The sequence below is a fragment of the Bradyrhizobium sp. IAR9 genome (assembly GCF_013408065.1).
Lineage (GTDB): Bacteria > Pseudomonadota > Alphaproteobacteria > Rhizobiales > Xanthobacteraceae > Bradyrhizobium.
In genome coordinates this window covers 124474-146992 of the sequence record NZ_JACBZW010000012.1, presented here as the reverse complement: position 1 = coordinate 146992, position 22519 = coordinate 124474, and the positions used below count along the sequence as shown (strand labels likewise).

General features: G+C 62.2%; 19 protein-coding genes and 1 pseudogene. 13 read left to right on the top strand and 7 right to left on the bottom strand.

Annotated elements, in window-relative coordinates:
- Positions 1 to 2 precede the first annotated feature (2 nt).
- The 5 genes and pseudogenes from GGD67_RS27955 to GGD67_RS27940 all read left to right on the top strand — a co-directional run bounded on the left by GGD67_RS27955 (position 3) and on the right by GGD67_RS27940 (position 5219).
- Positions 3 to 776: a GntR family transcriptional regulator gene (locus GGD67_RS27955; protein WP_179737408.1), complete on the top strand. Its 774-nt coding sequence runs from the start codon at positions 3 to 5 to the stop codon at positions 774 to 776.
- A 30-nt stretch (positions 777 to 806) separates the two neighbouring features.
- Entirely contained in the window at positions 807 to 2450 is a 1644-nt protein-coding gene (locus GGD67_RS27950; protein WP_179737406.1) for an arylsulfatase, read from the top strand.
- A gap of 3 nt (positions 2451 to 2453) precedes the next feature.
- Complete coding sequence (locus GGD67_RS27945) at positions 2454 to 3428, top strand: formylglycine-generating enzyme family protein (RefSeq protein ID WP_179737404.1); 975 nt, start codon at positions 2454 to 2456, stop codon at positions 3426 to 3428.
- Between the two features lies 1 nt (position 3429).
- Positions 3430 to 3864 (top strand): annotated as a pseudogene (locus GGD67_RS40000) (chloride channel protein); the annotation flags it as partial.
- An 83-nt stretch (positions 3865 to 3947) separates the two neighbouring features.
- Entirely contained in the window at positions 3948 to 5219 is a 1272-nt protein-coding gene (locus GGD67_RS27940) for a chloride channel protein (protein WP_283814152.1), read from the top strand.
- 5 nt (positions 5220 to 5224) lie between these two features.
- Here the strand turns inward: GGD67_RS27940 and GGD67_RS27935 are convergent, their stop codons facing one another.
- Genes GGD67_RS27935 through GGD67_RS27925 form a run of 3 tightly spaced genes read right to left on the bottom strand, consistent with a single transcriptional unit; the run spans position 5225 to position 8698 of the window.
- Positions 5225 to 5947 (bottom strand): GntR family transcriptional regulator, encoded by a 723-nt coding sequence (locus tag GGD67_RS27935; RefSeq protein WP_179737402.1) that lies wholly within the window; start codon positions 5945 to 5947, stop codon positions 5225 to 5227.
- Between the two features lie 28 nt (positions 5948 to 5975).
- Entirely contained in the window at positions 5976 to 7571 is a 1596-nt protein-coding gene (locus GGD67_RS27930) for a GMC family oxidoreductase (RefSeq protein ID WP_179737400.1), read from the bottom strand.
- Positions 7571 to 8698: a mandelate racemase/muconate lactonizing enzyme family protein gene (locus GGD67_RS27925; protein WP_179737398.1), complete on the bottom strand. Its 1128-nt coding sequence runs from the start codon at positions 8696 to 8698 to the stop codon at positions 7571 to 7573. The genes GGD67_RS27930 and GGD67_RS27925 overlap by 1 nt, the downstream gene beginning before the upstream one ends.
- 103 nt (positions 8699 to 8801) lie before the next feature.
- On the opposite strand from GGD67_RS27925, the gene GGD67_RS27920 reads away from it, so the two are divergent.
- From GGD67_RS27920 to GGD67_RS27910, 3 genes are read left to right on the top strand one after another with little or no spacing between them, the layout of a single operon-like run.
- Positions 8802 to 9572: an ABC transporter permease gene (locus GGD67_RS27920; protein WP_179737396.1), complete on the top strand. Its 771-nt coding sequence runs from the start codon at positions 8802 to 8804 to the stop codon at positions 9570 to 9572.
- Positions 9569 to 10378: an ABC transporter ATP-binding protein gene (locus tag GGD67_RS27915; RefSeq protein ID WP_179737394.1), complete on the top strand. Its 810-nt coding sequence runs from the start codon at positions 9569 to 9571 to the stop codon at positions 10376 to 10378. Before GGD67_RS27920 ends, GGD67_RS27915 begins: the two co-directional genes overlap by 4 nt.
- A 22-nt stretch (positions 10379 to 10400) precedes the next feature.
- Entirely contained in the window at positions 10401 to 11396 is a 996-nt protein-coding gene (locus tag GGD67_RS27910; RefSeq protein WP_179737392.1) for an ABC transporter substrate-binding protein, read from the top strand.
- A gap of 175 nt (positions 11397 to 11571) precedes the next feature.
- On the opposite strand, the gene GGD67_RS27905 is transcribed toward GGD67_RS27910, so the two are convergent.
- Positions 11572 to 12186: a hypothetical protein gene (locus tag GGD67_RS27905; RefSeq protein WP_312009885.1), complete on the bottom strand. Its 615-nt coding sequence runs from the start codon at positions 12184 to 12186 to the stop codon at positions 11572 to 11574.
- Between the two features lie 178 nt (positions 12187 to 12364).
- Here GGD67_RS27905 and GGD67_RS27900 point away from each other — a divergent pair, with 178 nt between their 5' ends.
- The 3 genes from GGD67_RS27900 to GGD67_RS27890 all read left to right on the top strand — a co-directional run bounded on the left by GGD67_RS27900 (position 12365) and on the right by GGD67_RS27890 (position 16757).
- Positions 12365 to 13330 carry a hypothetical protein gene (locus tag GGD67_RS27900; protein ID WP_179737390.1) on the top strand — a complete coding sequence of 322 codons (966 nt, stop codon included), beginning with the start codon at positions 12365 to 12367 and terminating at the stop codon, positions 13328 to 13330.
- 457 nt (positions 13331 to 13787) lie between these two features.
- A complete protein-coding gene (locus tag GGD67_RS27895) occupies positions 13788 to 15647 on the top strand; it encodes a caspase domain-containing protein (protein ID WP_092258885.1) in 1860 nt (619 codons plus the stop codon).
- A gap of 117 nt (positions 15648 to 15764) precedes the next feature.
- On the top strand, positions 15765 to 16757 hold the full coding sequence (locus tag GGD67_RS27890; protein ID WP_179737388.1) for a hypothetical protein: 993 nt from the start codon (positions 15765 to 15767) through the stop codon (positions 16755 to 16757).
- Between the two features lie 23 nt (positions 16758 to 16780).
- Here the strand turns inward: GGD67_RS27890 and GGD67_RS27885 are convergent, their stop codons facing one another.
- The 3 genes from GGD67_RS27885 to GGD67_RS27875 are packed head-to-tail and all read right to left on the bottom strand — an operon-like array spanning position 16781 to position 20996.
- A complete protein-coding gene (locus GGD67_RS27885; protein ID WP_246784202.1) occupies positions 16781 to 17419 on the bottom strand; it encodes a DUF4384 domain-containing protein in 639 nt (212 codons plus the stop codon).
- A 22-nt stretch (positions 17420 to 17441) separates the two neighbouring features.
- The gene (locus GGD67_RS27880) at positions 17442 to 19220 is read right to left on the bottom strand and encodes a caspase family protein (protein ID WP_244550700.1); all 1779 of its coding nucleotides are present in this window, start codon (positions 19218 to 19220) and stop codon (positions 17442 to 17444) included.
- A gap of 57 nt (positions 19221 to 19277) precedes the next feature.
- Positions 19278 to 20996: a hypothetical protein gene (locus GGD67_RS27875; protein ID WP_092258876.1), complete on the bottom strand. Its 1719-nt coding sequence runs from the start codon at positions 20994 to 20996 to the stop codon at positions 19278 to 19280.
- A gap of 156 nt (positions 20997 to 21152) precedes the next feature.
- Between GGD67_RS27875 and GGD67_RS27870 the strand changes: the two genes are divergently transcribed.
- Both GGD67_RS27870 and GGD67_RS27865 read left to right on the top strand, forming a co-directional pair.
- Positions 21153 to 21434, top strand: a complete 282-nt coding sequence (locus GGD67_RS27870; protein WP_177237213.1) for a hypothetical protein — start codon at positions 21153 to 21155, stop codon at positions 21432 to 21434.
- 49 nt (positions 21435 to 21483) lie between these two features.
- Positions 21484 to 22512: a DUF4424 domain-containing protein gene (locus GGD67_RS27865; RefSeq protein WP_246784201.1), complete on the top strand. Its 1029-nt coding sequence runs from the start codon at positions 21484 to 21486 to the stop codon at positions 22510 to 22512.
- Positions 22513 to 22519: the final 7 nt, after the last annotated feature.

The window sequence follows — 22519 nt, the reverse complement described above, 5'->3', positions numbered from 1 at the left end:
CCATGGCTATTCAAACACGCAAGAAGAAGCCCGCGCCGCTCGGCAGCGATGTCGTTGCGGAAGGCTCGATGCCCCTGCATATCCAGATCCGTGAATCCATTCGCAGCCAGGTGCGCGACGGCAAGTTGATCGACGGGACCGGCCGCCTGATGACCGAGGCCGAACTCGGCCGCCATTTCGGCGTCAGCCGCATCACCATCCGCAACGCTATAGCCCCCCTCGTGAACGAAGGCATGTTCGACCGCTCGCGCGGCCGCGGCACCTTCCTGCGCTCGAACCAGCCCGAGAACTGGGTCGGCCACCTAATGGGCTTCTCGGAAACCATCCGCGACGCCGGCTACCAGGCCGGCGCCACGATCCTGCAGCAGGGCATGACCAACCGGCACGATGCCGCCGTTCGCGAGCAGCTGCGCGAGCGTGCCGTCTGGCAGCTCCGGCGCTTGCGGCTCGCGGACGACACGCCGATCGCCATCGAGCACGCCTTCTATCCCCCGGATATCGGTCTCGAGCTCGAGAAGCGCGATCTGGTCTCGATCATCATGTACCGCGTCTTCGAGGACGAGCTTGGTCTCGCCATCAAGGACGCCCAGCAGACCATCAGCGCCGACCTCGCCGACGCCGGCAGCGCCAAGCTGCTGGGGGTCAAGGTCGGCTCGCCCCTGCTCTCCATCGAGCGCGTCACCTTCGGCAAGGACGGACGGGCGCTCGAGCTGCTGCGCGCCGTGTACTTGCCGAAATATTTCCGCCTCAGCATCAGCCTGACGCGCCGCCACTAACCGCCACACGTCAATCACGAGGACAAGAACATGCCGAATGGCGCAAAGACCCCTGACACCCCCAACATCCTGCTCATCCTCAACGACGACATGGGCTTCTCCGACATCGGCTGTTACGGCGGCGAGATCCAGACACCGAACCTCGATCACCTCGCGGCCAATGGCTTGCGCTATTCGCAGTTCTACAACACCGCCCGCTGCAGCCCTTCACGCGCCTCGCTGCTCACCGGCCTGCATCCGCACCAGACCGGCATCGGCATCCTCACCTACAGCAACGGCCCGGAAGGCTATTCCGGCAATCTCAACAAGAGCTGCGTGACAATCGCCGAAGCCCTGAAGAGCAAGAACTACACGTCCTACCTCAGCGGCAAATGGCACATCGCCAGCAGCCTGACGGAGCCGACCGACGCATGGCCGATGCAGCGCGGCTTCGACCACTTCTACGGCACCATCATCGGCGCCGGCTCCTTTTACCATCCCAACACGCTCACCCGCGGCAACGACAATATCGAGCACGAGGCGGTGAAGGATCCCTCGTTCTTCTACACCGATGCGATCAGCGATCAGGCTGCCGCCTTCATCCGCCAGCACAAGGCGCAGAAGCCCGACGCGCCATTCTTCCAGTACGTCGCCTATACGGCGCCGCATTGGCCGCTTCATGCCCGTGACGAGGACATCGCCAAGTACAAGGGCCGCTTCGATGCGGGCTGGGACCGGCTGCGCGAGGAGCGTCTCAAGCGCCTCGTCGACGACGGCATCATCCATCCGAACTGGCGCCTGACCGATCGCGATCCGACCCAACCGCCGTGGACCGACGCGGAGCAGCGCGAATGGACGCTGCGCTGCATGGAGGTCTACGCGGCCCAGATCGACCGCATGGACCAGGGCATCGGCCGCATCCTGAAGGCGCTGGACGAGACCGGCCAGATGGACAACACGCTGATCATCTTCCTCTCCGACAACGGCGCCTGCGCCGAGGACATTCCGGAAGGTGTCACGGCAGAGGAGCTGGTTGACCAGCTCATGATCGCGCAGGCGAAGACGCGCGACGGCAGACCGGTGCGCTTCGGCAATGACCCGACCCTGATGCCCGGCGACGAGGACACCTACCAGAGCTACGGCACCGCCTGGGCCAACCTCTCCAACACGCCGTTCCGTCTCTACAAGCACTGGATCCACGAAGGCGGCATCGCAACCCCGTTCATAGTGCACTGGCCGCGCGGCATTTCCGAGAGAGGCGGCCTGCGGCACAATCCGAGCCAGCTCACCGACGTGATGGCAACCATTCTCGACGTCACCGGCGCCACCTATCCCAAGGAGTATAACGGCAACGCCATCCTGCCCTGCGAAGGCGAGAGCCTAGTGCCGTCATTCGCCTCGGCCTATGGCAATCGTGGCCCGCTGTTCTGGGAGCACGAGGGCAACGCGGCCGTTCGCGTCGGCAAGTGGAAGCTGGTGCGGAAGTATCCCGGCCCCTGGGAGCTCTACGACATGGAGACGGACCGCACCGAGATGAACGATCTCGCCGCGCAGCATCCGGATCGCGTCCGCGAGATGACGGCGCAGTATCAGCAATGGGCCAATCGCTGCGGCGTGATCCCGCGCGAGAAGATTCTGGAGTTGATGAAGGCGGAAGGCGGCACAGCCTTCTGGGAGGAAGAGAAGCAGAAATAGGACATGACCGGGGATCGCTCACACTGTTGCACCCAGCGCGCCGCCGGCAGCGGGCCGGCGATGGGCGAGGATGCGCAAGCGGCGATCACTCCCAGTTCAACTCCGATCCTGCGCCGCTGGAGCTCGCTGATCGGCGGAACCTTCCACATGGGATCCGCCGGTATCGGCTTCGTCGAGGACGGCGAAGGCCCGATACGGCTGGTGACGTTGTCGCTGTTTGCCATTGCCTGCCACACCGTGAGCAATCTGCAATTCGGCGACTTCGTCCGGGCCACGGGCTACACGACGGATGCCGAACGCTACGGCTGGAGCTTTGTCTTCGACGGGCTGTTGCCGGAAGAGACACGTGCGGCCCGCACGACGCGCGTTCAGGAAACGCCATGGTGGGTCCCGGTGACGCGCGCCTATTGGGCGCAGCCGGAAGGACCTGCGAGCAGCATCCTGGACAGGCTCGATCATCCCGTCGTCCACGTCTCCTGGAACGACGCACAGGCCTATTGCCGATGGTCCGGCACGCGCATGCCGACCGAGGCGGAATGGGAGATGGCTGCGCGCGGCGGACTGGACCGGGCCACCTACCCCTGGGGCGACGAGCTGAAGCCCGGGGGCGAGCATCGCTGCAATATCTGGCAGGGCAACTTTCCCGACCGCAATACTGTCGATGATGGCTATTTTGGTACGGCGCCGGTTCACAGTTTCATGCCCAACGGACATGGCCTGCACAATGTCGCCGGAAACGTCTGGGAATGGTGCGAAGACTATTTTTCCCCGAGCTATCACCGCCTCACGCCATCGCGAGATCCCTTGAACCGCGAGCCTGCTCCCAACCGGTCGATGCGCGGCGGATCCTTCCTCTGCCACGAATCCTACTGCAATCGCTACCGCGTCGCGGCGCGAAGCTCCAACACGCCCGACTCCGCGTCCAGCAATATCGGCTTCCGCGTCGTGCGCGCCGAATCGCTGCGGGATCCGGCCTAGGATGGCGCCGGCATCACATCCTGCGAAGCCGGCCGCGGCTCCCGGCATCCGCCTGCTGCCGTTGTTCCTGCGCAACTTCGTGCGCAATCGCGAGATCGGCCTTGTGCTGGTCGCGATCGTCGTCGGACTGCTCAGTGGCGTGCTGGTGGCTGCGATCTCGAGCCTCAGCCAGGTTTCTCACGCCCTGCTGTTCGACATTCCTTTCGATGCACATCTCAGCGCCACCGGCGTGATCTCCTGGCAGCGCACGCTGCTCGTGCCGATGATCGGCGGCCTGGTGCTCGCGCTGATCGGACTGTATTTCGCCCGGCGCGTGAAGGGACAGCAGCTCGCCGACGCAATCGAGGCCAATGCGCTCTATGGCGGCCGGGTGTCCTTTCGCGGCAGCCTGCTGATCTCGATCCAGACGCTGCTGTCCAACGGGTTCGGCGGATCGGTCGGTCTGGAGGCCGGCTATAACCAGATTTGCTCGATGTTCGGCTCCCATGTCGGCCAGCGCCTGGCTGCCGTCGCAACGACATGCGGCTACTGGTGGCCTGCGGCGCCGCGGGGGCGATCAGCGCCGCGTTTTCCGCACCGCTCGCGGGCGCCTTCTACGCCTTCGAGGTCGTGCTCGGCGCCTATACGTCCGCCGGTCTCGTGCCGGTCATCGCCAGCGCCGTCACCGCATGGCTCGTCGCGCGGCAATTGACGCACCAGTCCTTCCTGATGGTGCCCGGCTTCCCCTCGCCGGTCTCCGTCGAGATGATCGGGCAAACCGTGCTGATCGGCATCATCTGCGCTTTCGTCAGCATCCTCGTGATGCTCGCCGTCGCATTCTCCGAGCGCTGCTTTCAGCGCATCACGGTGTTCAAGGGCTTCCTGCGCCCAATTCTCGGCGGCCTCCTCCTCGGCGGCCTCGCCTTGCTGACGCCCACTGTGCTCGGCGCCGGTCACGGCGCGATGCAGATCCTCCTGGTCAGCAATCCGACCTGGCTTCTGCTCACGACCACGATCGTGTTCAAGATCCTGGCCTCCGCTATCTCGCTCGACTCCGGCTTCCGCGGCGGCCTGTTCTTCGCCTCGCTGTTGCTGGGCGCGCTGATCGGGCAGCTCTACAGCATCGTGCTGACGGGCCCTCTTCCCACGCTGGCGCTTCAACCCGGCACGGCCGCCATCGCGGCGCTCGCTGCACTCGGGACGGGCGTCCTTGGCGCGCCGTTCAGCATGGTGTGTCTTGCGCTCGAGATCACCGGCGATTTCTCCGTCACCGTTGGGGCGGTGGTCGCGTCGTCGGTCTGCGCGCTGATCGTGCGCGAGCTGTTCGGCTACAGCTTCGCCACATGGCGCTTCCATCTGCGCGGCGAGGTGATCCGCGGCCCGCAAGACATCGGCTGGGTCCGGCAGATGAGCGCGGCTTCGCTGATGCGCACCGACTTCGAGAACGCGCTGACGACGATGCCGATCGGCGAGGCGCAAAAGCTGTTCTCGCCGGCACAAGTTCGCCAGATCGTGCTCCGCGATCCCAGCGGCATCTATGCGGGCATCGTGCCCGCCGCGACGCTGCATTCCGTCGCCAACCAGGACGACGAGCAGCTGGGGTCACTGGCCCAGCAACAGGATGAGTGCCTGCTCCCGACCACGCCGGTGCGCGAGATCCTGAAGGCCTTTGAACGCAGCGAGGCCGATGTGCTCGCGGTCGTCGATCGCACCGATCATCGCGCGACGATCGGCACCTTAAGCGAAGCCCACGTCCTGCGCACCTACGGGGAGGAGCTCGAGCGCCGGAACCAGGAACTGTTCTCGCGTTGAGAGGGCTAGGGCCGCAGATCCATGTCGATCCGCACGAAGTCGCCGCGATAGGTGACTTCGCCGAGATAGATCACGGTGCAGTCCGCGGTCGTGAAGATGCGGCGGACTTCTGCTACCGGCGAATTCAGCGGCACGCGCAGCAGCCGCGCGGCTTCGATGTCCGCGGCACCTATCGTCAGGGTCTGGCGCGCGCTGGCGATGGCGGGATCCCTGAGATCGTTCAGGATCGGAATCACGGTCTCGTTGCGAAAACGCTTCGGTGACCTGCGGAAGATCTTCTCGTCGAGATAGATGGAAATGACGCAATACGGCTGCTTCTCCCGCGAATGCAGCCGACGCATGAAGACATATTTTTCGGCCGGCTTGCCGTCGCCGGGAAGCAGCGGCGCATTGGTGCGGCTTTCCGAGATATTGATGATCTCGGGCGAAGTGTCGCGGTACATGTCGGCGAGATCGGATAGCGTCGTCTCGACCTTGAGCCAGCGATCCTGCCGCACGGTCCCTGTGACGAAGGTGCCGCGGCCCTGCTGTGCCTCGATCACGCCGCCGCGGGCGAGCAGCTCCACTGCCTGCCTGATCGTGACGCGCGACACGCCAAACTCGGCGGCCAGTTCCTCGTTGGCCGGCAGGCGAAACCCCTGGGTCCAGACGCCGCGTGCGATCCGCTGCCTGAAGATGTCGGCAATCTGCGCGTATTTGGGGACGTGACTATCGGAACTCAATTCCATCTCGCCCTCCGGAATTCAGGCCGCGCGATCAAGCCATGACCAGTGCGGCACCGCGTTCGCCAATCATCAGGCTGGTCGCATTCGTGTTCGCCGAGGTGATCTGCGGCATCACCGACGCGTCGATCACACGCAGCCGTTCGACGCCGCGCACGCGCAGCTGCGGATCGAGCACGGCCTGCGCATCCCGCCCCATGCGACAGGTCCCGACACAGTGAAACACCGTGCCACCAGTGTTGCGCGCAAAATTCCACAGTCCGGCATCATCCCTTGCTGCCTCACCCGGCACCATCTCGATATCCCAGAGCGGGCGAAAGGCCTTCTGCTGATAGATCTCGCGCAGAATCTTCAGACCTGCAACAATGGTCTTGCGGTCGATCTCCTCGGCAAAATAGTTTGGTACGATACGCGCCTGCTCGAACGGATCGGTCGAGCGGATCGCAAGCCGTCCGCGCGACTTTCCGTGGCATTGCCAGACCGAGGCGGTGAAGCCGGAATAGCTGTGCAACGGCTCGCCGGGCTTGTCGACCGAGAGCGGCATCACGTTGAACTGCACGTCCGGCCTTCCGCCGACTGCGTATTCCGTGCAGGCTGCGCCGCCCACCTGCCCCGCGCCGACCGTCAACGGACCGCTGCCCGCCAGCATCCACTGCAAGCCCATCCTGGCAAGCTCGATGGGATTGCGGACCTGATCGTTGAGCGAGATTCGCTCCTTGAGGCGGACGATCAGCCGGGCCTGATAGTGGTCCTGGAGATTGGCGCCGACGTCCGGAGAATCGGCAACGACGGGAACGCCAAGCTCGCGCAGCAAATCGGCCGGACCGACGCCGGAGAGCTGGAGGATCTGCGGCGACTGCAGCGCGCCGCCGGACAGGATGATCTCACGATCAGCCGTCGCGCTGTGAACCTGCCCCTTGCTGATCCACTCGACGCCGGTGGCGACGCGACCGTTGAAAACGACCCTGCTGACCTGCGCATGGGTGATGATGGTGAGATTGGGACGGCCGGCGACGGGACGCAGAAACGCAGAGGCCGAACTGGTCCGCCAGTGCCGCCCGATGCCGAGCTGGTAGGTGCCGACGCCCAGCGTCGTGGCGCCGTTGAAGTCGGGATTGCGCGGTAGGCCGAACTCTACACCCGCCTCGACCCAGGCCTTCGATGCCGGATTGTCGTTGCGAAGGTCCGAGACTTCGAACTCCCCGAGCCCGCCATGAAACTGGCTCTCGCCGCCGCGATAGCGCTCGTAGCGGCGGAAGTACGGCAGGAGTTCGCGATAGCTCCAGCCATCGGCGCCGAGGCGTTGCCAATCGTCAAAATCCTCGTGCTGGCCCCGGATGAAGATCAGACCGTTGATCGAGGACGAGCCGCCGAGCACGCGGCCCCGCGGCCAGCCGATGGCACGACCGCCGCTTCCCTCCGAGGGCTCGGTCCTGAACAGGCGCGAGAATCGCTCGTTGTAGATGGTCCGGTAGTAGCCGACCGGAAGCTTCAGCCAGAAATTCCGATCCGATCCGCCGGCCTCCAGCAACAGCACGCGGCACGACGGATCGGCCGACAGCCGGTTGGCAACGACGCAGCCGGCCGAGCCCGCGCCGACGATGATGTAGTCGTAGCCGCGTGCTGGCATCAGATCGTCCGGTATTGTTCGATGGCGGCAAGATCGGGCGTGATGCCGAGACCTGCCTCGTCGCCGAGCGTGATCATGCCGTCGTGGACGTCGAGCACCGGACCGCAGAAGCGGTCGCGCAGCGGGTTTTCATTGCAGTCGACTTCGAGCAACCCGTCGCCGCCGACGCCGGCGAGAAGATGCGCTGATGCCAGAAGGCCGATGCCGGCGCCGAGATAGTGCGGGCAGAACATCTTTCCCGACGCAAGGATATCGCGCGCGATGCTAGCGCAAGCCGACAGCCCGCCCCATTTGGCGATGTCCGGCTGGACGACACCGAGCACCGGCTCACGCAGCAGCTCGGCAAAGCCGGCATGGCTCGCGATGTTCTCGCCGGCCGCGAGCGGAAAGCGGATGGCCTCGCGCAATTGCGCCCATTCCCGCCGGGGACGATCGGCGCGGATCGGCTCCTCGAGCCAGGCGAGACCGACGTGCTCCAGTTGCGGCGCGAGCTCCAATGCCTGCGCAATGGTCCAGCCCTGATTGACGTCGGCGGCCAGCAGACCTTCGCCCACAAGACGGCGCAGCGCGGCGAGATTGGCGCGGTCGGTTACCGGATCGAAGCCGATCTTCAGCTTCAACGCGCGGTAACCGCGGCCGAGCGCAGCTTCCGCCGTCCGCTCGGAGCCGACCGGGTTGATGCCGCTGGCGTAGACCTTGATCGTGCGCACCGCCCCGCCGAGCAGCTTCCACAGCGCAACCCTCTGACGGCGCGCGTGGAGATCCCAGACGGCGAGATCGATGCCGGCGATCGCCTGCGCAAACGGGCCGGTCTCGCCGGATTGCAGCGCAAGCACCCAGGTTCCCTTCGTCAGATGCTCGAACGCGGCGGACGGCTCGGAGGCGGTGAATCCGACCAGAGCTGGCGCAAGCACCTCGTTGACGAGCCGAACACGATGTTCGGCTCCCGGTGCTGGAAAATTGCACCACACTTCACCCCAGCCGATATTGCCATCGCCGTCCTCGACGCGGACGAAGAGGGCCGGCCGATCCTTCATCCGCCCAAAGGATGTGATGACGAGCGAGGTCAGCGGGTAGCGATAGCCAAAGGCCTGGACGCTTCGGATGGTGAAAGACTGCGGTGTCATGCGGGAAAGCCTGCGACGCCTACCAAAGGCGCCACTTGTATGGTCATCCTATTTATAATATGACCTTTGAAAACATCAACCGCAATCTGGGTGGACGCGTCGAATGAACGGAGCTGGCCTGAGACGCTTCGGTCTCGGATTGATACCGTGGATCGGTGCAATCCTGCTCTGGTACGCCGTGCGCTGGAGCGGCTTCGTCAACGTCTCTCTGATTCCCGCGCCGCACCAGGTCGCCGCCAAATTCTTCGAGCTTCTCACCAAGGAAGGCCTGCTGATCGACATCTTCGCCTCGACCCGGCGCGTCTTTCTCGGCGTCGCGCTCGGCATCCTGGTGGCCGTGCCGGTTGGATTTCTGCTCGGGTGGTATCGCCCCGCCCGCACCTTCGCCGACCCCATGATCAACTTCTTTCGCGCGCTGCCGCCGATCGCACTGATCCCGCTGGTGATCGTCTATTTCGGCGTCGATGAGCTCGCAAAGCTCGTCATCCTGTTCTACGCATCGTTCTTCTCCGGCGTGATCGTGATGTATGAGGGCGTCTCCCAGATCACGCCGCTCTACATCCGCGTGGCGCAGACGCTCGGCGCCAACCAGACCGAGATCTTTCGCAAGGTCATTATTCCCCTCACCGTCCCGCACATTCTCACGGCGCTGCGCGTGGCGCTGGGCGTCGCTTGGGCGACGCTGGTCGCATCCGAGCTGATCGCGGCGCAGCGCGGGCTCGGCGCCATGATCCAGAATGCCTCGACCTACTTCCTGCTCGACGTCATCTATGTCGGCATCATCTGCATCGGCCTGATCGCGCTGATCATGGATTTGATCCTGCGCAAGATCACCGCGCGGCTGCTGGTCTGGCAGGATCGGGCCATCGCATGAACAAGCGCGCGCAGTTCGACAAGGTGTCGCTGTCCTTCGAGACGCCGAAGGGTCGTCTCAACGTCGTCGAGGACGTCAGCTACGACATCAACGACGGCGACTTCATCGCGGTGATCGGGCCGTCCGGCTGCGGCAAGACCACGATGATGAGCATGCTCGCCGGCTTCCAGAAGCCTACGACCGGCAAGGTCCTGTTCGACGGCCGTCCCGTCGCCGGCCCCGGCCCCGAGCGCGGCGTCATCTTCCAGGAGTATGGCGTCTTCCCCTGGCTGACGGTGAAGCAGAACATCGCCTTCGGCCTGACGCTCAACGCCAACCATGCCCCCACCGCCGAGCGCGATGCGATCTGCGATCACTATCTCGGCCTGATGGGCCTGTCCGACTTTGCCAATTCCTATCCGAAGCATCTGTCCGGTGGCATGCGGCAACGACTAGCGATCGCGCGGGCCTATGCGGTGAAGCCGCAGTTTCTCCTGATGGACGAGCCGTTCGGAGCGCTCGACGCCCAGACCCGCTCCAACATGCAGAACCTTCTGCTCAAGGTGCTGGAGACCGAAGGCAAGACCGTCATGCTCATCACCCATTCCGTCGAGGAGGCGATCTACCTCGCATCCCGCATCGTGGTGGTGACGGCGCGGCCGGCGCGGATCAAGGAGATCATCGACGTTCCCTTCGCTTACCCGCGCGACGAGTCGATCCAGGAGCGGCCAGAATTCGCGGAACTGCGAAGCCATATCAGGCAACTGGTGATGGACGAATATCGCGCCCAGCAAGCGCAGATGCGTCCGGTCTCATTCTCGGAATAACAAGCAAAACGGAGGACACATCATGGATCGGCGGCAATTTCTGACCACGACGGCGGGCCTTGCGCTCGGCACCTTCACGGCCTCGGCACCGGCGATCGCGCAAGCGAAGACGAAGGTCCGGGTCGGCTATCTCCACACCGTCGCCGTCGACGGCCAGATCTGGACCGGTATGGACCGTGGGTCCTTCGAGAAGCAAGGCCTCGATCTGGAACTGCGGCAGTTCAACACCGGCCTCGAAATCTTCCAGGCTTTGATCGGCGGCAGCCTCGAGGTGCTGGCGACCGGCGCCGTCCTCTCGAACTTCCCGGCCCGCGGCCAAGGCAAGGTGTTTCTGATCAACGACATCGAGGTCGCAACCGCGCAGCTGTGGGTCCGCGGCGATCAGGGCATCAAGTCGTTCGCGGAACTGAAGGGCAAGCGCATCGCGACCGCGACCGGCACGACGGCGCACGTGTTCCTCGACACCGCGCTGCGGGCCAACAAGGTCGATCCCAAGGAGGTCGAGCTCGTCAACCAGACCATGCCAGCGGCTGTGACCGCCTTCATCTCCGGCGCCGTGCCGGCCGTGGCGCTCTGGGTGCCGTTCAACGTCACCGTTCGCGACAAGGTGCCGGGCGCGACCATGCTGGCCGATGCGTCAGCCTATTATCCAAAGGCGGCCATAATTGGCGGCTGGGCTGCGGCGAACGACTATTATGAACCCAACCAGGAAACCCTGGCCAAGCTGATTCGCGGCTGGGCTGATGCCAACGACTATATGGTCGCGAACAGCAACGAGGCGATGGAGAAGCTGCAAAAGGGGCATTACAGTCAGACGCCACTGTCCGACATCAACGAGTCCTTCAAAGCTCAGAAAATGTTCACATCCAAGGATTGGAAGCGGATGTACTCGGACGGGACCGTCACCAACTGGCTGCAGCAGTCGACAGACTTTTTCATGGCTAATGCGGGCATCAAGGACTTCACGCCGGCGAGCAAATACTTCGATCCGAGCCTGTATTTGAAAACGATTGCCTAGATACCAAAGGTACCGAGGGATCCGTGGTGGCGCCGGACATATGCGGCGCGCTCCACTTTCTCGATCTCGGCTCCATATGTTGCTGCCGTACCAAGCAAATGTTGAGCACCGCAGTGAACACCCGTCCCTTCGGCGCGCTCACCGCTGGAAAAGAATCAACTATATCCGGGCGACGTCAGCCGCCAAACCGCTTGACGAGCTTAGAGCCCCTGGCTGTTTCAATTTGCTGCTTGGTCAACTCGCTGCCCACGTTCAGGCCCTTCGTCATGAGGTTGCTGCTCAGCGCCGCCGCCTGTCTCTCGTTGGTATAGTCTATCTCGACGTGGTCGACACTCATCAGATGGCCAAGTTCATGGGCCCAGGCGCGTCCACTGGCAAAGTCGTTGCCATACCACTGCACGAAGCTGGCCGGCTCCGGATCGCCATGAAGGTATGAGCCGCCGCCTGCTGAAAGGTTTGGAATCGGATTGACCAGATAAACGTGGATCGCATTATCGGCCGCATGGCGGAGGCTGAGAACATCAAGCACCTGCTTGTCGTTGCCGCGGGCGTTCTTTGCCATGTCAAGCGGCCTGTCTGTCAGGCAATCATTGATCACGAAAGTGATCTTGGCCTTCGACCAGATCTTGTTCACCACATCCAGAGCCTTTTTGGCGGCATCACAATCCCATTTCACGGGCTCCAGAACACCCTTTTCGGCAAATGGCGTGATGTAAATTTTCACTGGAATGGGCATGAGGGTCTCTAAGTCGATTTTCGAATTCATTCCGCCAAACGCGGCAATTTGCACTGCGCCTTCCGAACCGGGCAAGGCGTCCAGATATCATTCGATCGAATGACGACCTCCGTATCAAGACGGCTATTGAACGTCGTCCAAGTAGAACCGCACCAAGAGCAAGGCTGCAAGCCCCTGCTTGAAGTTGGTTGGCGACCGGACGTCTCGATGGGTTCAAATCTGGAGATATAGGATGGCCGTGCAGCCGTTGCGCAACGAAAGGCGCCCCCTGAAGCCGCTGCAGCCCTGGACTCAGCCTGCCAACACCACCAAGTACAAAGTCAGGACCGGAGAGACCTGGTTCACCCTGGCGGCCCGAAACCATCATCAGTACTCCGAGCACGACATCATCTGGATCAATTTTCGCCTCAGCCCGCTCGACCGCTTCTACACCGACCAGGTCAATTGGTACCTGCGCGAATATGTCGGTTGCCGCCATAGTCTCGACGGAGGTCGGAACTGGGCTTTTACGGACGACGCCGACCCGGGATACATCTTTCTTCCGGACCCGATGTACTATCAAGACGCGATCGCCATCACCGGCACAAAGGGCGTGGGTGTAATTAGCGCTCCCGGATACAGCGATCAGAACGCATACGATGTGATATCCAAGGCGCTGGATGTCTATGGCATTGCAGACATGGGCATCAGCATGTCGGAAATTCCACTTGGTGCGCTTGCCGAAGGTGGAATGATCGCGGTCGGTACGCTCGCCACTCTCGTCGGTCCATTCGTTGCGCTGGGTGCACCTTACAACGATGCCTTGCAATACAAATCGAGGCGACACTTCTTCGGTGCATTTTGCTCATCCTTTGTCATGCAAGCCGACGGTTGGTCGTCCGCGACGGTCAGCGACTTCTATCCCCCGCTCGCCTACCCTCCGCTCGACAACGTCTTTCCCGAAAAGCGCGAAACATTCCGCAAGCTCCATAATTTCGGACTTCGACTGGGCCGCCTGCAGGGCTCTCGGCTGAATACTGTCGACAAGAAAAGCCTCTTCCTTCTGCTACGCGGTCGCCTCTCCGACGCGGATTCGCGCTATTGGAACGGTGACGCCAAAGAATGGTCGGTTCGAAAGAAGAAGGATTATTACGATCTCCTTGGTGCTATTCTCCTGAAACTGATGCTGGAGAACGACCTCATGATCAAGCTGCGGTGATTCCTCTGTCTGAGGTCCTTGATCTTCTGGACACATTGGCTTAATCGCTCCGATCGTCCGAAAGCCCTATTCGGTTGCTCCATTCCGGGCCGGAGGTCGGTTCCCGCCCTTCACGCCGCGCTCCCGAAATGTTGCTTCAAACGGTCCCACCCCCTCCGTTTCGACGGGACGATGGTGAGGCGAAAAAATAGATAATTAAATCAGTAGCTTGAAACTCACGCGGCCGCGGATTGCCCTATTGGCTGGGCCCGTGGTCGTCCGAAACTTTGGGTGCGAACTTGAACGCGTTCGCTTTGGGCAACGACAATATAAGGAATGGATCAGCCTCCGAACTGTTAGTGTACGCAGATGGGTGGCCGCCAATAACGTAAGAATTGCTTGATGAGCAATATCGCGTTCTATGCGGCCGTTTTAGCGACGTGACTACTATCCTTCGGGCAGATGCGGGTGTTTCGCCATGAGAACGTACAGGCACCTCCAAGTTTGTCTTCTCCTTGCTGCTGCGCTGTTCCTGACCTGTCAGCCGGCTTGGGCCATCAAGCGGGTCGCCCTGGTGGTCGGCAATTCCAGCTATCAGAATGCTCCCCTGCTCCCGAACCCGGCCAACGACGCCGCGTCCATCACCGCGACCTTGAAGAGCGCAGGTTTCGACGTGGTCGACTCCCGGCTCAACCTCGCCGCGGCAGATATGCGGCGGGCTCTGAGAGAGTTCGCCGATCAGACCCGCGACGCCGACATTGCCGTCGTATACTATGCGGGCCACGGGATCGAGATTGACGGAACGAACTATCTGATCCCGACAGACGCCAGGCTCGAGCGGGACACCGACATTTACGACGAGGCATTTTCGCTCGACCGCGTCTTGCTGGCGATCGAGCCCGCAAAGCAGCTGCGCGTCGTGATCGTCGATGCGTGCCGGAACAATCCGTTCGCGGATTCGATGAAACGGACCGTTGCCTCGCGATCCATCAGCCGCGGGCTCGCCAGGGTCGAGCCCACCGTCTCAAACACGCTGATCGCGTTTGCCGCGAAAGCCGGACTGACTGCATTGGACGGCAACAGCAAGAACAGTCCGTACGCGACAGCTCTCGTGAAATACATCGCAAAGCCTGGGCTCGACTTGCGCAGGGCCTTCGGATTCGTGCGCGATGACGTCTTGCAAGCCACGGGCAACCGGCAGGAGCCCTACGTTTACGGCTCGCTGGGCGGCGAAGACGTTGCGCTTGTTCCGGTCGCCAAGGCAGAAGAGCCGGCACAAGCTGCCAATCCCCAGTCCGAAATCCGCCGTGACTACGAATTGGCGTTGCAGCTGCGCAACAAGCCTGCTCTCAACGCATTCCTGAGCCAGCATCCGGACGGATATTATGCAAACCTCGCCAAGCTGCAGCTGAATCAATTCGAGGCCGAAGAGGCACGCGTCGCGGCAACAGCGAAGGCGCAGCAGGCCGAGCAGGAACAGGCTCGCCTGATGTCCCAGGGGGCTCAGCGTGTCGAGCGGGAGAAAGCCGCTGCCGATCTGAAGGCTGCCGAAGAGGCCCGTGTAGCCGCCGAGAAAGCGAAGCAAACTGCGCTTGAGCAAGCTACTGAAGCGGAACGGAAACGAACTGCATCAGAATCCACAATCGTTGCTGCGCTTTCCGAGAATAAGCCGGCAGTTGGGAGCACGGCTGCGGATGGTTCCACAGCAGCGATGTCCGCCGACGCCAACAGCCCGCCCAGGCTCGCGGCGTTGACCGCCGAGCCGCGCCAGACCGATATCGCAAAAGCCGATATCGCCAAGTCGGTCCAAGGCGAATTAAACCGCGTCGGCTGCTTCACCGGTGCCGTCGATGGCCGCTGGAATACGGCGTCACAGCGTTCGCTGAGTCTGTTCAACCGGTACGCGGGAACAAAACTCGATACCAAGCTCGCAAGTCTCGATGCGCTTGACGCGATCAAGCTCAAGCCGGCCCGGGTCTGTCCCGTGATCTGTGATCATGGCTACAAGGCTAGTGGCGACCAGTGCGTCAGGATCACTTGCGCCGAGGGCTCGTTCCTCAACGATGACAACGAATGCGAGAAGCGGCGCGGGAAGAAGCCCGTTGCCAAGCGCAACGCGAACGAAGGTGCGTCACGTGCGGACCGTTCGCGTCGCGAAATATCCGAGCCCGTGGCGGACGTTCCGCGGCGACAGGCAACCGCGAAGTCCAGCGGCGGCAGCGGCCAGGTCGTTTGCGACGCATATTTGTGCCGCCAGGTCCGTCGCGGCTGCCACCTCGACTACCGGGGCGGGGGAGGTCCCGGCGGCAACACCGGGAATGTCGAAGTCTGCAATTAGCAAGGTGCGAATTCGCCAGCCGTCATAGGAAGCCTATCGAGGATTTGGCGGACAATCACATGTAACATCGGGTCGGCCCAAGTCCACGCCCGACCCGGTCGATGCGGAGCGACCTTCGTGGTGGCGTGCGAGTTCGAACAGAAAGACGCCAAGTCCTTTCCAGGAGTGACTCTCTTTACGAAGCGGCTGGCGCCCGGCATGAAGCCGACGGCGGCATATCTTCCGCCAAAGCACTTAACGACTACCACCAAACTGGATATCGTGATCTGGCTGCATGGCTTCTACGTCAAAGATCATGAATTCCTGTTTCACAACGATCCAGCGCGCCTTCGTGAACAGGTTCGGGATTCCGGCAAGGACGTCGTGCTCATCGCGCCGTTCCTGGGATATGAATATGCCGTTGGCGACGCCTTTGCTGGAAATTACAGCGTCAAGGATCTGGCCACGTCGAACTGGGGGGAACGGTACCTCGAGGAAATCCTCGGAGCTCTGGCCAAGTTCCTGGGAGGCTCTTCGACGTCCATTCCTCAACTCCAGATTGGCAAAATCATCATCGCCTGCCACTCCGGCGGCGGCAACGGCATGCGCAATCTGGTCGGAACTCTCGGAAAGTATCAGGCCAAGCTGAGTGCTTGTTGGGGATTTGACTGCCTTTACGGGGCCAAGGCGCGACCCGACGATGCGACCTTCTGGTACCAGTGGCTGTCTGGGCAGAGCGGCACTGCGCTAGAGATCGTTTATGGTCCCTCAACGCTGCCGCAGTCCGTGAAGTTGGATCTGATAGGCCGCGGGCTGGCGACCTCCGACGGCAATCGAGCGCAGCCTCAGCGCCCTGCCCTCAAGAACCTCCGCGTGACCGTAGGTCACTACGATCTGTTCCCGGCATTCGGTCAGATGGTCAGAGTCAACGATCTGGACGAAGCTTTTGTTGATCGGTTCATGATACCTCAGGTCGCTGACCAACCACGGTCGCAGCAGAAGTCCGCATCATCGACTGGTGAGTTTCTCCAACGCGCGATTTCCAATGTTCGCAGCGCATTTCCCTTCCCCAACGACATTCATTACATGATCGCCCGTGGCGGCTTCTTCAGCCGCCTCAGCAAGCTTTGACCTCGCGGCGTATCCGCGCGAGCTCACTTGATGGAATAGGGTCTGACGTCGAACGACCAATTGTTCGGCAACAATCTTCCGCTGGCGTTGTCCGGCACGCGCAACTCACTGGTCCAGGCCGATAGATAGCTCAACGCTGCGGCTTGATCTTGTAGCTTGCGCGGCAAGTCCGGCAAATCAAGCAAATGGACGCGTCGCTCGCTCAAGATGGCGATCATCACTGCAGATCCAGCCGGCGGTGCGACGACAAACTCAAAACCTCTCTGCCGTGCGGCCGGGCTCGGAACGACAAATTCGACGCCAGGCTTGACGAGATTGATTTCGCGGCCGTCCGACTGCGCCAACAGTTCGGGTGTCGGAAAGATCTGGGACATCCGTCCTTCCGCATCGATGTCGACTAGAATGAGATATCCAGCCTTCCTGGCGGTGACGCCGAACGACACCTTGCTGCCGAGAGTGACGGTCTGGCCCGGCAGGATCTGGAGCGACACCCCTGCACTGTTGGATTGGCCACGCGCCGCCTGAACCGACCAAAGCCGTGCGTGCATGCCAGTAGGCAGCGACACCCAAGGCAGCGGTGCCGCGCAGACAGGTCCGCCACCAACCAGTAGCGGGAGCAGAAGTACCGGGAGCCGCGGTCCCTGCCGGCGGATCGCTCGCAAACTGGGCAGCTTCTGCTCTCCCCTAGGGAGCACTGAAGAAGCCGATCGAGGCGATCCGGGCGTCCACGGGCAAGTAGCGTTCGAGGCTCTTGATCATCTGCCCCGAGGCGCGACGCCGGTTGAGCTGTATCAAGGCTGTCTCCAGTTCGCCCATGCGTTGCTGCGAGGTCACTGCAATAATCTGTTCCGCACCGAAGGGTTCACCGACCTTCAGCGGCAGCCGCAAGTTCGCCGATCGGACCAATGCAGGATCGGAGCCCACCGGATACAACATCTGGATGGTGCCATCACCGGACACATTGAACAACAACACGGCCCGCGATGCCACATCAGACAGGTCAACCTGGACGGTCTGGCCGGCACGCTGCTGGCGGTCGTCCGGCCATATGCGCATCATCTGAGGCGACCGAACCGCGATGCGCTTGAGTTCACGTATCGCCGCCGTCCGGTCAACGACCGTTGATAGGCTGGCAATGTCCATCCCGTACGCAACCACGTCGCCCCATGCGATCACATCGTGCGACATGGGATCCCAGATGAGATCCGGGTTGTCCGTCGGCTGGACGGCCTGCACGGGAATATCCTTGGTCGTCACGCTCGCAAAGTAGCTCGTCTTGCCGTCGAGCGCCGCGAGCCGGATGGGCGAAGCGAGGCGAAGCGGCGGCGTTTGACCGATCGGAAGGTCCTTGGTCGGGGCCGCGGCGAGGCTCGGAGCAGTGGATGCCTTGGCCGTGATAGCCGGCGGCGGCGGCGCCTGTGCCTCGGCTGGCGCGCCGGTCCCGGCAGAGCCAGAGGCTGCTCTTGCGGCCGGCCCCTGAATCAAGACGACGCCGCGCGTCAAGCCGAAGGCAACCTCGGTGTCCGGTGCCTGGGCCGGCGATGATATCGTCACGATGTTCTGACGCTGGTCCGATAGCTGGTAGACCACCTGCCGAACATTGCTGAAGAGCTCCTTCAGCGTCACCTTCCCATCGTGATTGATGTCCGCACTCCCTTCCACGGCACGCGCGACTGCATAGCTGAGAGCCCCGCGGAGGCCATCGACCCCGGGAATGCGGACTTCCGGCGCCTTCGTGTAACGGTCCACCGCGGCAAGGAATGCCGTGCGGTCGAGGTCGAGTTCGGACTTCGGATCGTTGCTGTCAGAGACCGGTTTCAGTTCGTCGACCAGCAATGTATAGCGCGGCACTTGCCTGAAGCTCATTTCCGCGGCACGCGGATCGATATCGCGCACCATGCCGCCGCCATGGCAGGTGTCAGCCACGAAGATCACCTTCGCTCCGCGCAGCTCGAACTGCCGGATGAAGTGGTTGAACTCGCTCCCCAGAATGCGCTCGACTGAGCCGGTCGGCGTGGTTGCGAAACCTGGCAGCAGGAACACGTTTTCCATCCCGTCCGGCTCCGAGCCTTTGACGCGCTCCGGCTCTTGGGTGCCGTGACCGGCGATCGACAGAAAGATGAGGTCGTTGTTTCCGGTCCGCTCCACCAGCGCGCTGATTTCGCGCAAAACGCTCGCCCTGTCGGCCTGCGCGTTCGCAAGTTCGACGATGTCTCCGACCCCCATCGACTTCAAGCTGCCGACAATGTCCGTGGCGTCGGCGACCGCGCCCTTCAGCTTGCGTACGTGCTGATAGTCATCAATCCCGATGACGAGCGCGCGTACCGCAGCTCCCTCCGGGTTGCTGATCGCCAAGCCGCCGGCAGCATGCACCTGCGGGGCCGTCAGTCCGATCGACCCGGCCAGACCGATCGTCGCGCATAGCCGCCTGATCTTCCAACCAAGTCGCTTGGGCATTCGCATCGTAATCCACCTCGACATCCCGCTTAATCATTTTGTAGCGCGAACGACACGGCCGGTTCAGCGCCTTTTGCTTGCCGTCTTGCGCCCCGCCGGTGGTTCGGTTTCGTGGTAGGCGTTTGCAGAAACCGTTGCCTGGTCATCCGCGAAGGCCTTGAAGCGGACCGGAACGTAGCCGCGCGAGAGCAGGCTCGCCAGCGGATAGACGTTACGGCAGACGCGGCCGTTGCAGCCGCCAGTCGAGGATTCCATCACCTCGGCCTTGCGATCGGGCGTGAATCGCAGGAACAACATCACGTGCGAGCCCGGCTTGTTCAGCGCATCGCCAGGCTTCAGGTCCCACGGATTTGCCACCGGGGCTGCAATCGCGGGAATTGCGGCAGTTGTGTAGTGGACGGAGAGCCCCCACGTGGCGCTGACGAATGCCGAACAGTCGACGCCAGCCACATCCGGTCGCGGCGCGTTGCGAGTGCACACATTGCCAGCCAGCATTCCGCTCTCGATCCGCTGCCGGAAGTTCGCGAGCGAACCGTGGCAGCCCCAGCAATAGGGTACGCCGCGCACCTCTTGGTTCACCTTGCCCTGCAAATACCAGGGTCGCCGGATACGGCTGAAGCCGCTGCACTGGCTGTCGGGATCGCTGCCGTAGTTCGCCTGCGTCAGCTTCCACTGGATGCCCTCGAACGCAAACGCGGTCTCGATCGCCTGTTGTCGGTTGGACGGCCTCACCGCGGCCGAGGCGTCGAATTTGAAACTGGGTTGCGATGCAGGCGCATTTGCCGTTCGCGACGGCCGCACGTCGATGATCGACACATTATTGAGAGGCCTGAAACCGACGCCGACCACGTCGATGCCATCGGGCTTGGTCCGTAGAAAATAGACGTCGCCGTCCCCCGAGACCGTCACGAACCGTCTGGTCAACGGCGCATTTTCGAGGGGAAGCTCATAAATTCCCTCCAGACGGCCGTTCGCGGCGTAGCGCGCCACGAACGTGGAGGGGTTCTTGCCCGACGGCGGAACGTCTTCAGCCAGCACATAAAAGCGGTCGCTGTTGTCGATCTCGAGAAATTCCACCGCGCCAAGTTGGTTGCGAACCCGGAGGGCGAGCTGACCGATCGTCTCGTTGGAAACCATAGTCTGGATCTCGACCCGCACGCTCGCATTGCCCTTGTCCGGAATGAGATCCGCGATCACGGAGCCCTTGCCTCGTGAAGCCACGTATTGCCGGTCGGGCTGCCGCGTCGTCTTGATGATGGCTGCGCGGGTATTCTGGTCGAGCAAGTCGGCTGCGCTGCCGGGCGCCTGCGACCCCATCTGGGAGAAAGCGGAGACGGCAAGCCGATCGTCCACACCACGAGTCGAGACTTCCTCGAGCTGGATCACGTCGCCGAGTCCGCGCGTGGATTGTCCCGCCGCCGCCTTCAGCGTCCGCACGCCGCCGTCCCAAACCATAATGTCATCGTTGCGGACGACAAGATCTGTCGGCTGGACGTCCTTGGGCATCTTGAGGATGTCTGGATCAGAATTCGGCTGCTTGGGATCGAACTGAAGAATGCGGCCGTTAACCTGATCAAGCACAAACAGATTTCCCTGCCCGTCGGCGCTGATCGCTTGCGGACCCGCGAGTTCTACGTCCTCGCTGGCCGGGACAATGCCAACCATAGAAGCAGCCGAACCGTCGCCAAAGCTGCGTACGACGGCATCGTCGGCGTGCGCCTGGGTTCCGCAGATGCCAGCGCCAACGATGACGGCCCAGATAAAACGCTTTGGACGAAGCATGTTCTCAATGTATCCCGAACCAATCGCCGCGTCAGATCGACTAATCCCAGATGCCGGTAACGCGGCGCTTCAATTAGTGGTGAGCACTCTCAATCTCGTTCAATTCCATCACTGGACGGTGATCGTCCGAACCTTCTCCAACTCGCGGTGCAAACTATGGCCCGGAACAGATTTGAGCAAGTGAATGAAGTCCAGCCCGACGCGATCACACTCGTCCTGAAGCGCGACAATGACGGCGCTTCTGGAGCAATCGTGCTGCCGGCGGCAGTGAGCGGAGGGCGACTGACCGCCGACCAGACCAGCGCACAATTGCCGGCACAGGATGCCTTTCGTGGGGCGATCCGACTGGCGAACGATTTGAAGCTTGCGATCGTGGTCTGCGACCCGGAAGGGGTCTGGAAATCCGAGTGGGGCGATCTTTATCAGCCGATCGAATGAGGCGCACCTGCGCTACGACCATATGCTGCGCCGCCACATGGAGACAAGCATGGTGAACGGCTTTTCTGCCCCACTGACCTTCCGAACACCGGCTTTGATGTTGGCATTTTTGGTTGCGACGGTGTGGCCGGCCCGCGCCAACGATTCAGCCGCGGAACTATCCATCGGCGGGCTCCAATTCGTACGCACCAATGACGTTGCCATGGAGAGCGAGAACCTTCGTATCGCGTTGGACAGCGTCACGGTCCGCTACCAGTTCACCAATGTCACGGCCAAGCCGGTCACCATGACTGTCGCCTTTCCGCTGCCCGACATCGACCTCTCGGAGGCCGAGAACATTGCTCTGCCGTCAGATGATCCGGTCAACTTTGTCGACTTCACGACCAAGGTCGACGGCCACCCGACGCCGCTAACCATTGATCAGCGAGCCATGGTTGGCAACAAGGATGTCAGTGCCTTGCTGCGCGAACTGAAAGTGCCGCTGCTGCCGATCGGCAGCCGCGAGATCCGGGCAGCCGACCTGCCCGATGCGATCCGAACCCAGCTCGTAGACGACGGACTTCTGCTGCCTGCTGGAAGGAGCGACAACGGCCGCCAGCAATATGCGCCCGGCTGGGTCCTGAAGACCTCGGCAGTCCGTCAGCAGGTATTTCCGGCCGCGAAAAAGGTGACCGTTGAACACCAATATCGGCCGAGTGTCGGCACTAGTCCGGACACGATCTTGCGCTCCGGCTTGCGTCGCAGCGGCGCCCTCAGTCAGGAAGTCCAGCGTTACCGGAAAGAGTACTGCATTCAGGACGCGTTCCTCGCAGAACTCGACAAGCGCGCAGGCAGCAATCAGGCCAACACCAGCAAGCTGCAGGAGCGGCGCATATCATACGTCCTGAAAACCGGATCAAATTGGGCAGGTCCGATCCGGTCGTTCAAGCTGACGATCGAACCGGGCGGCAGCGATCGCCTGGTGAGTTTCTGTCCAGGGCGGCTCAAAACCTCCTCCACCGGCAGCACGCTTGAATATACCGCCAACGATTTCACGCCTGATGCAGATCTGAAGATCCTGGTCATCGGAACGTTTTGAGCATGCC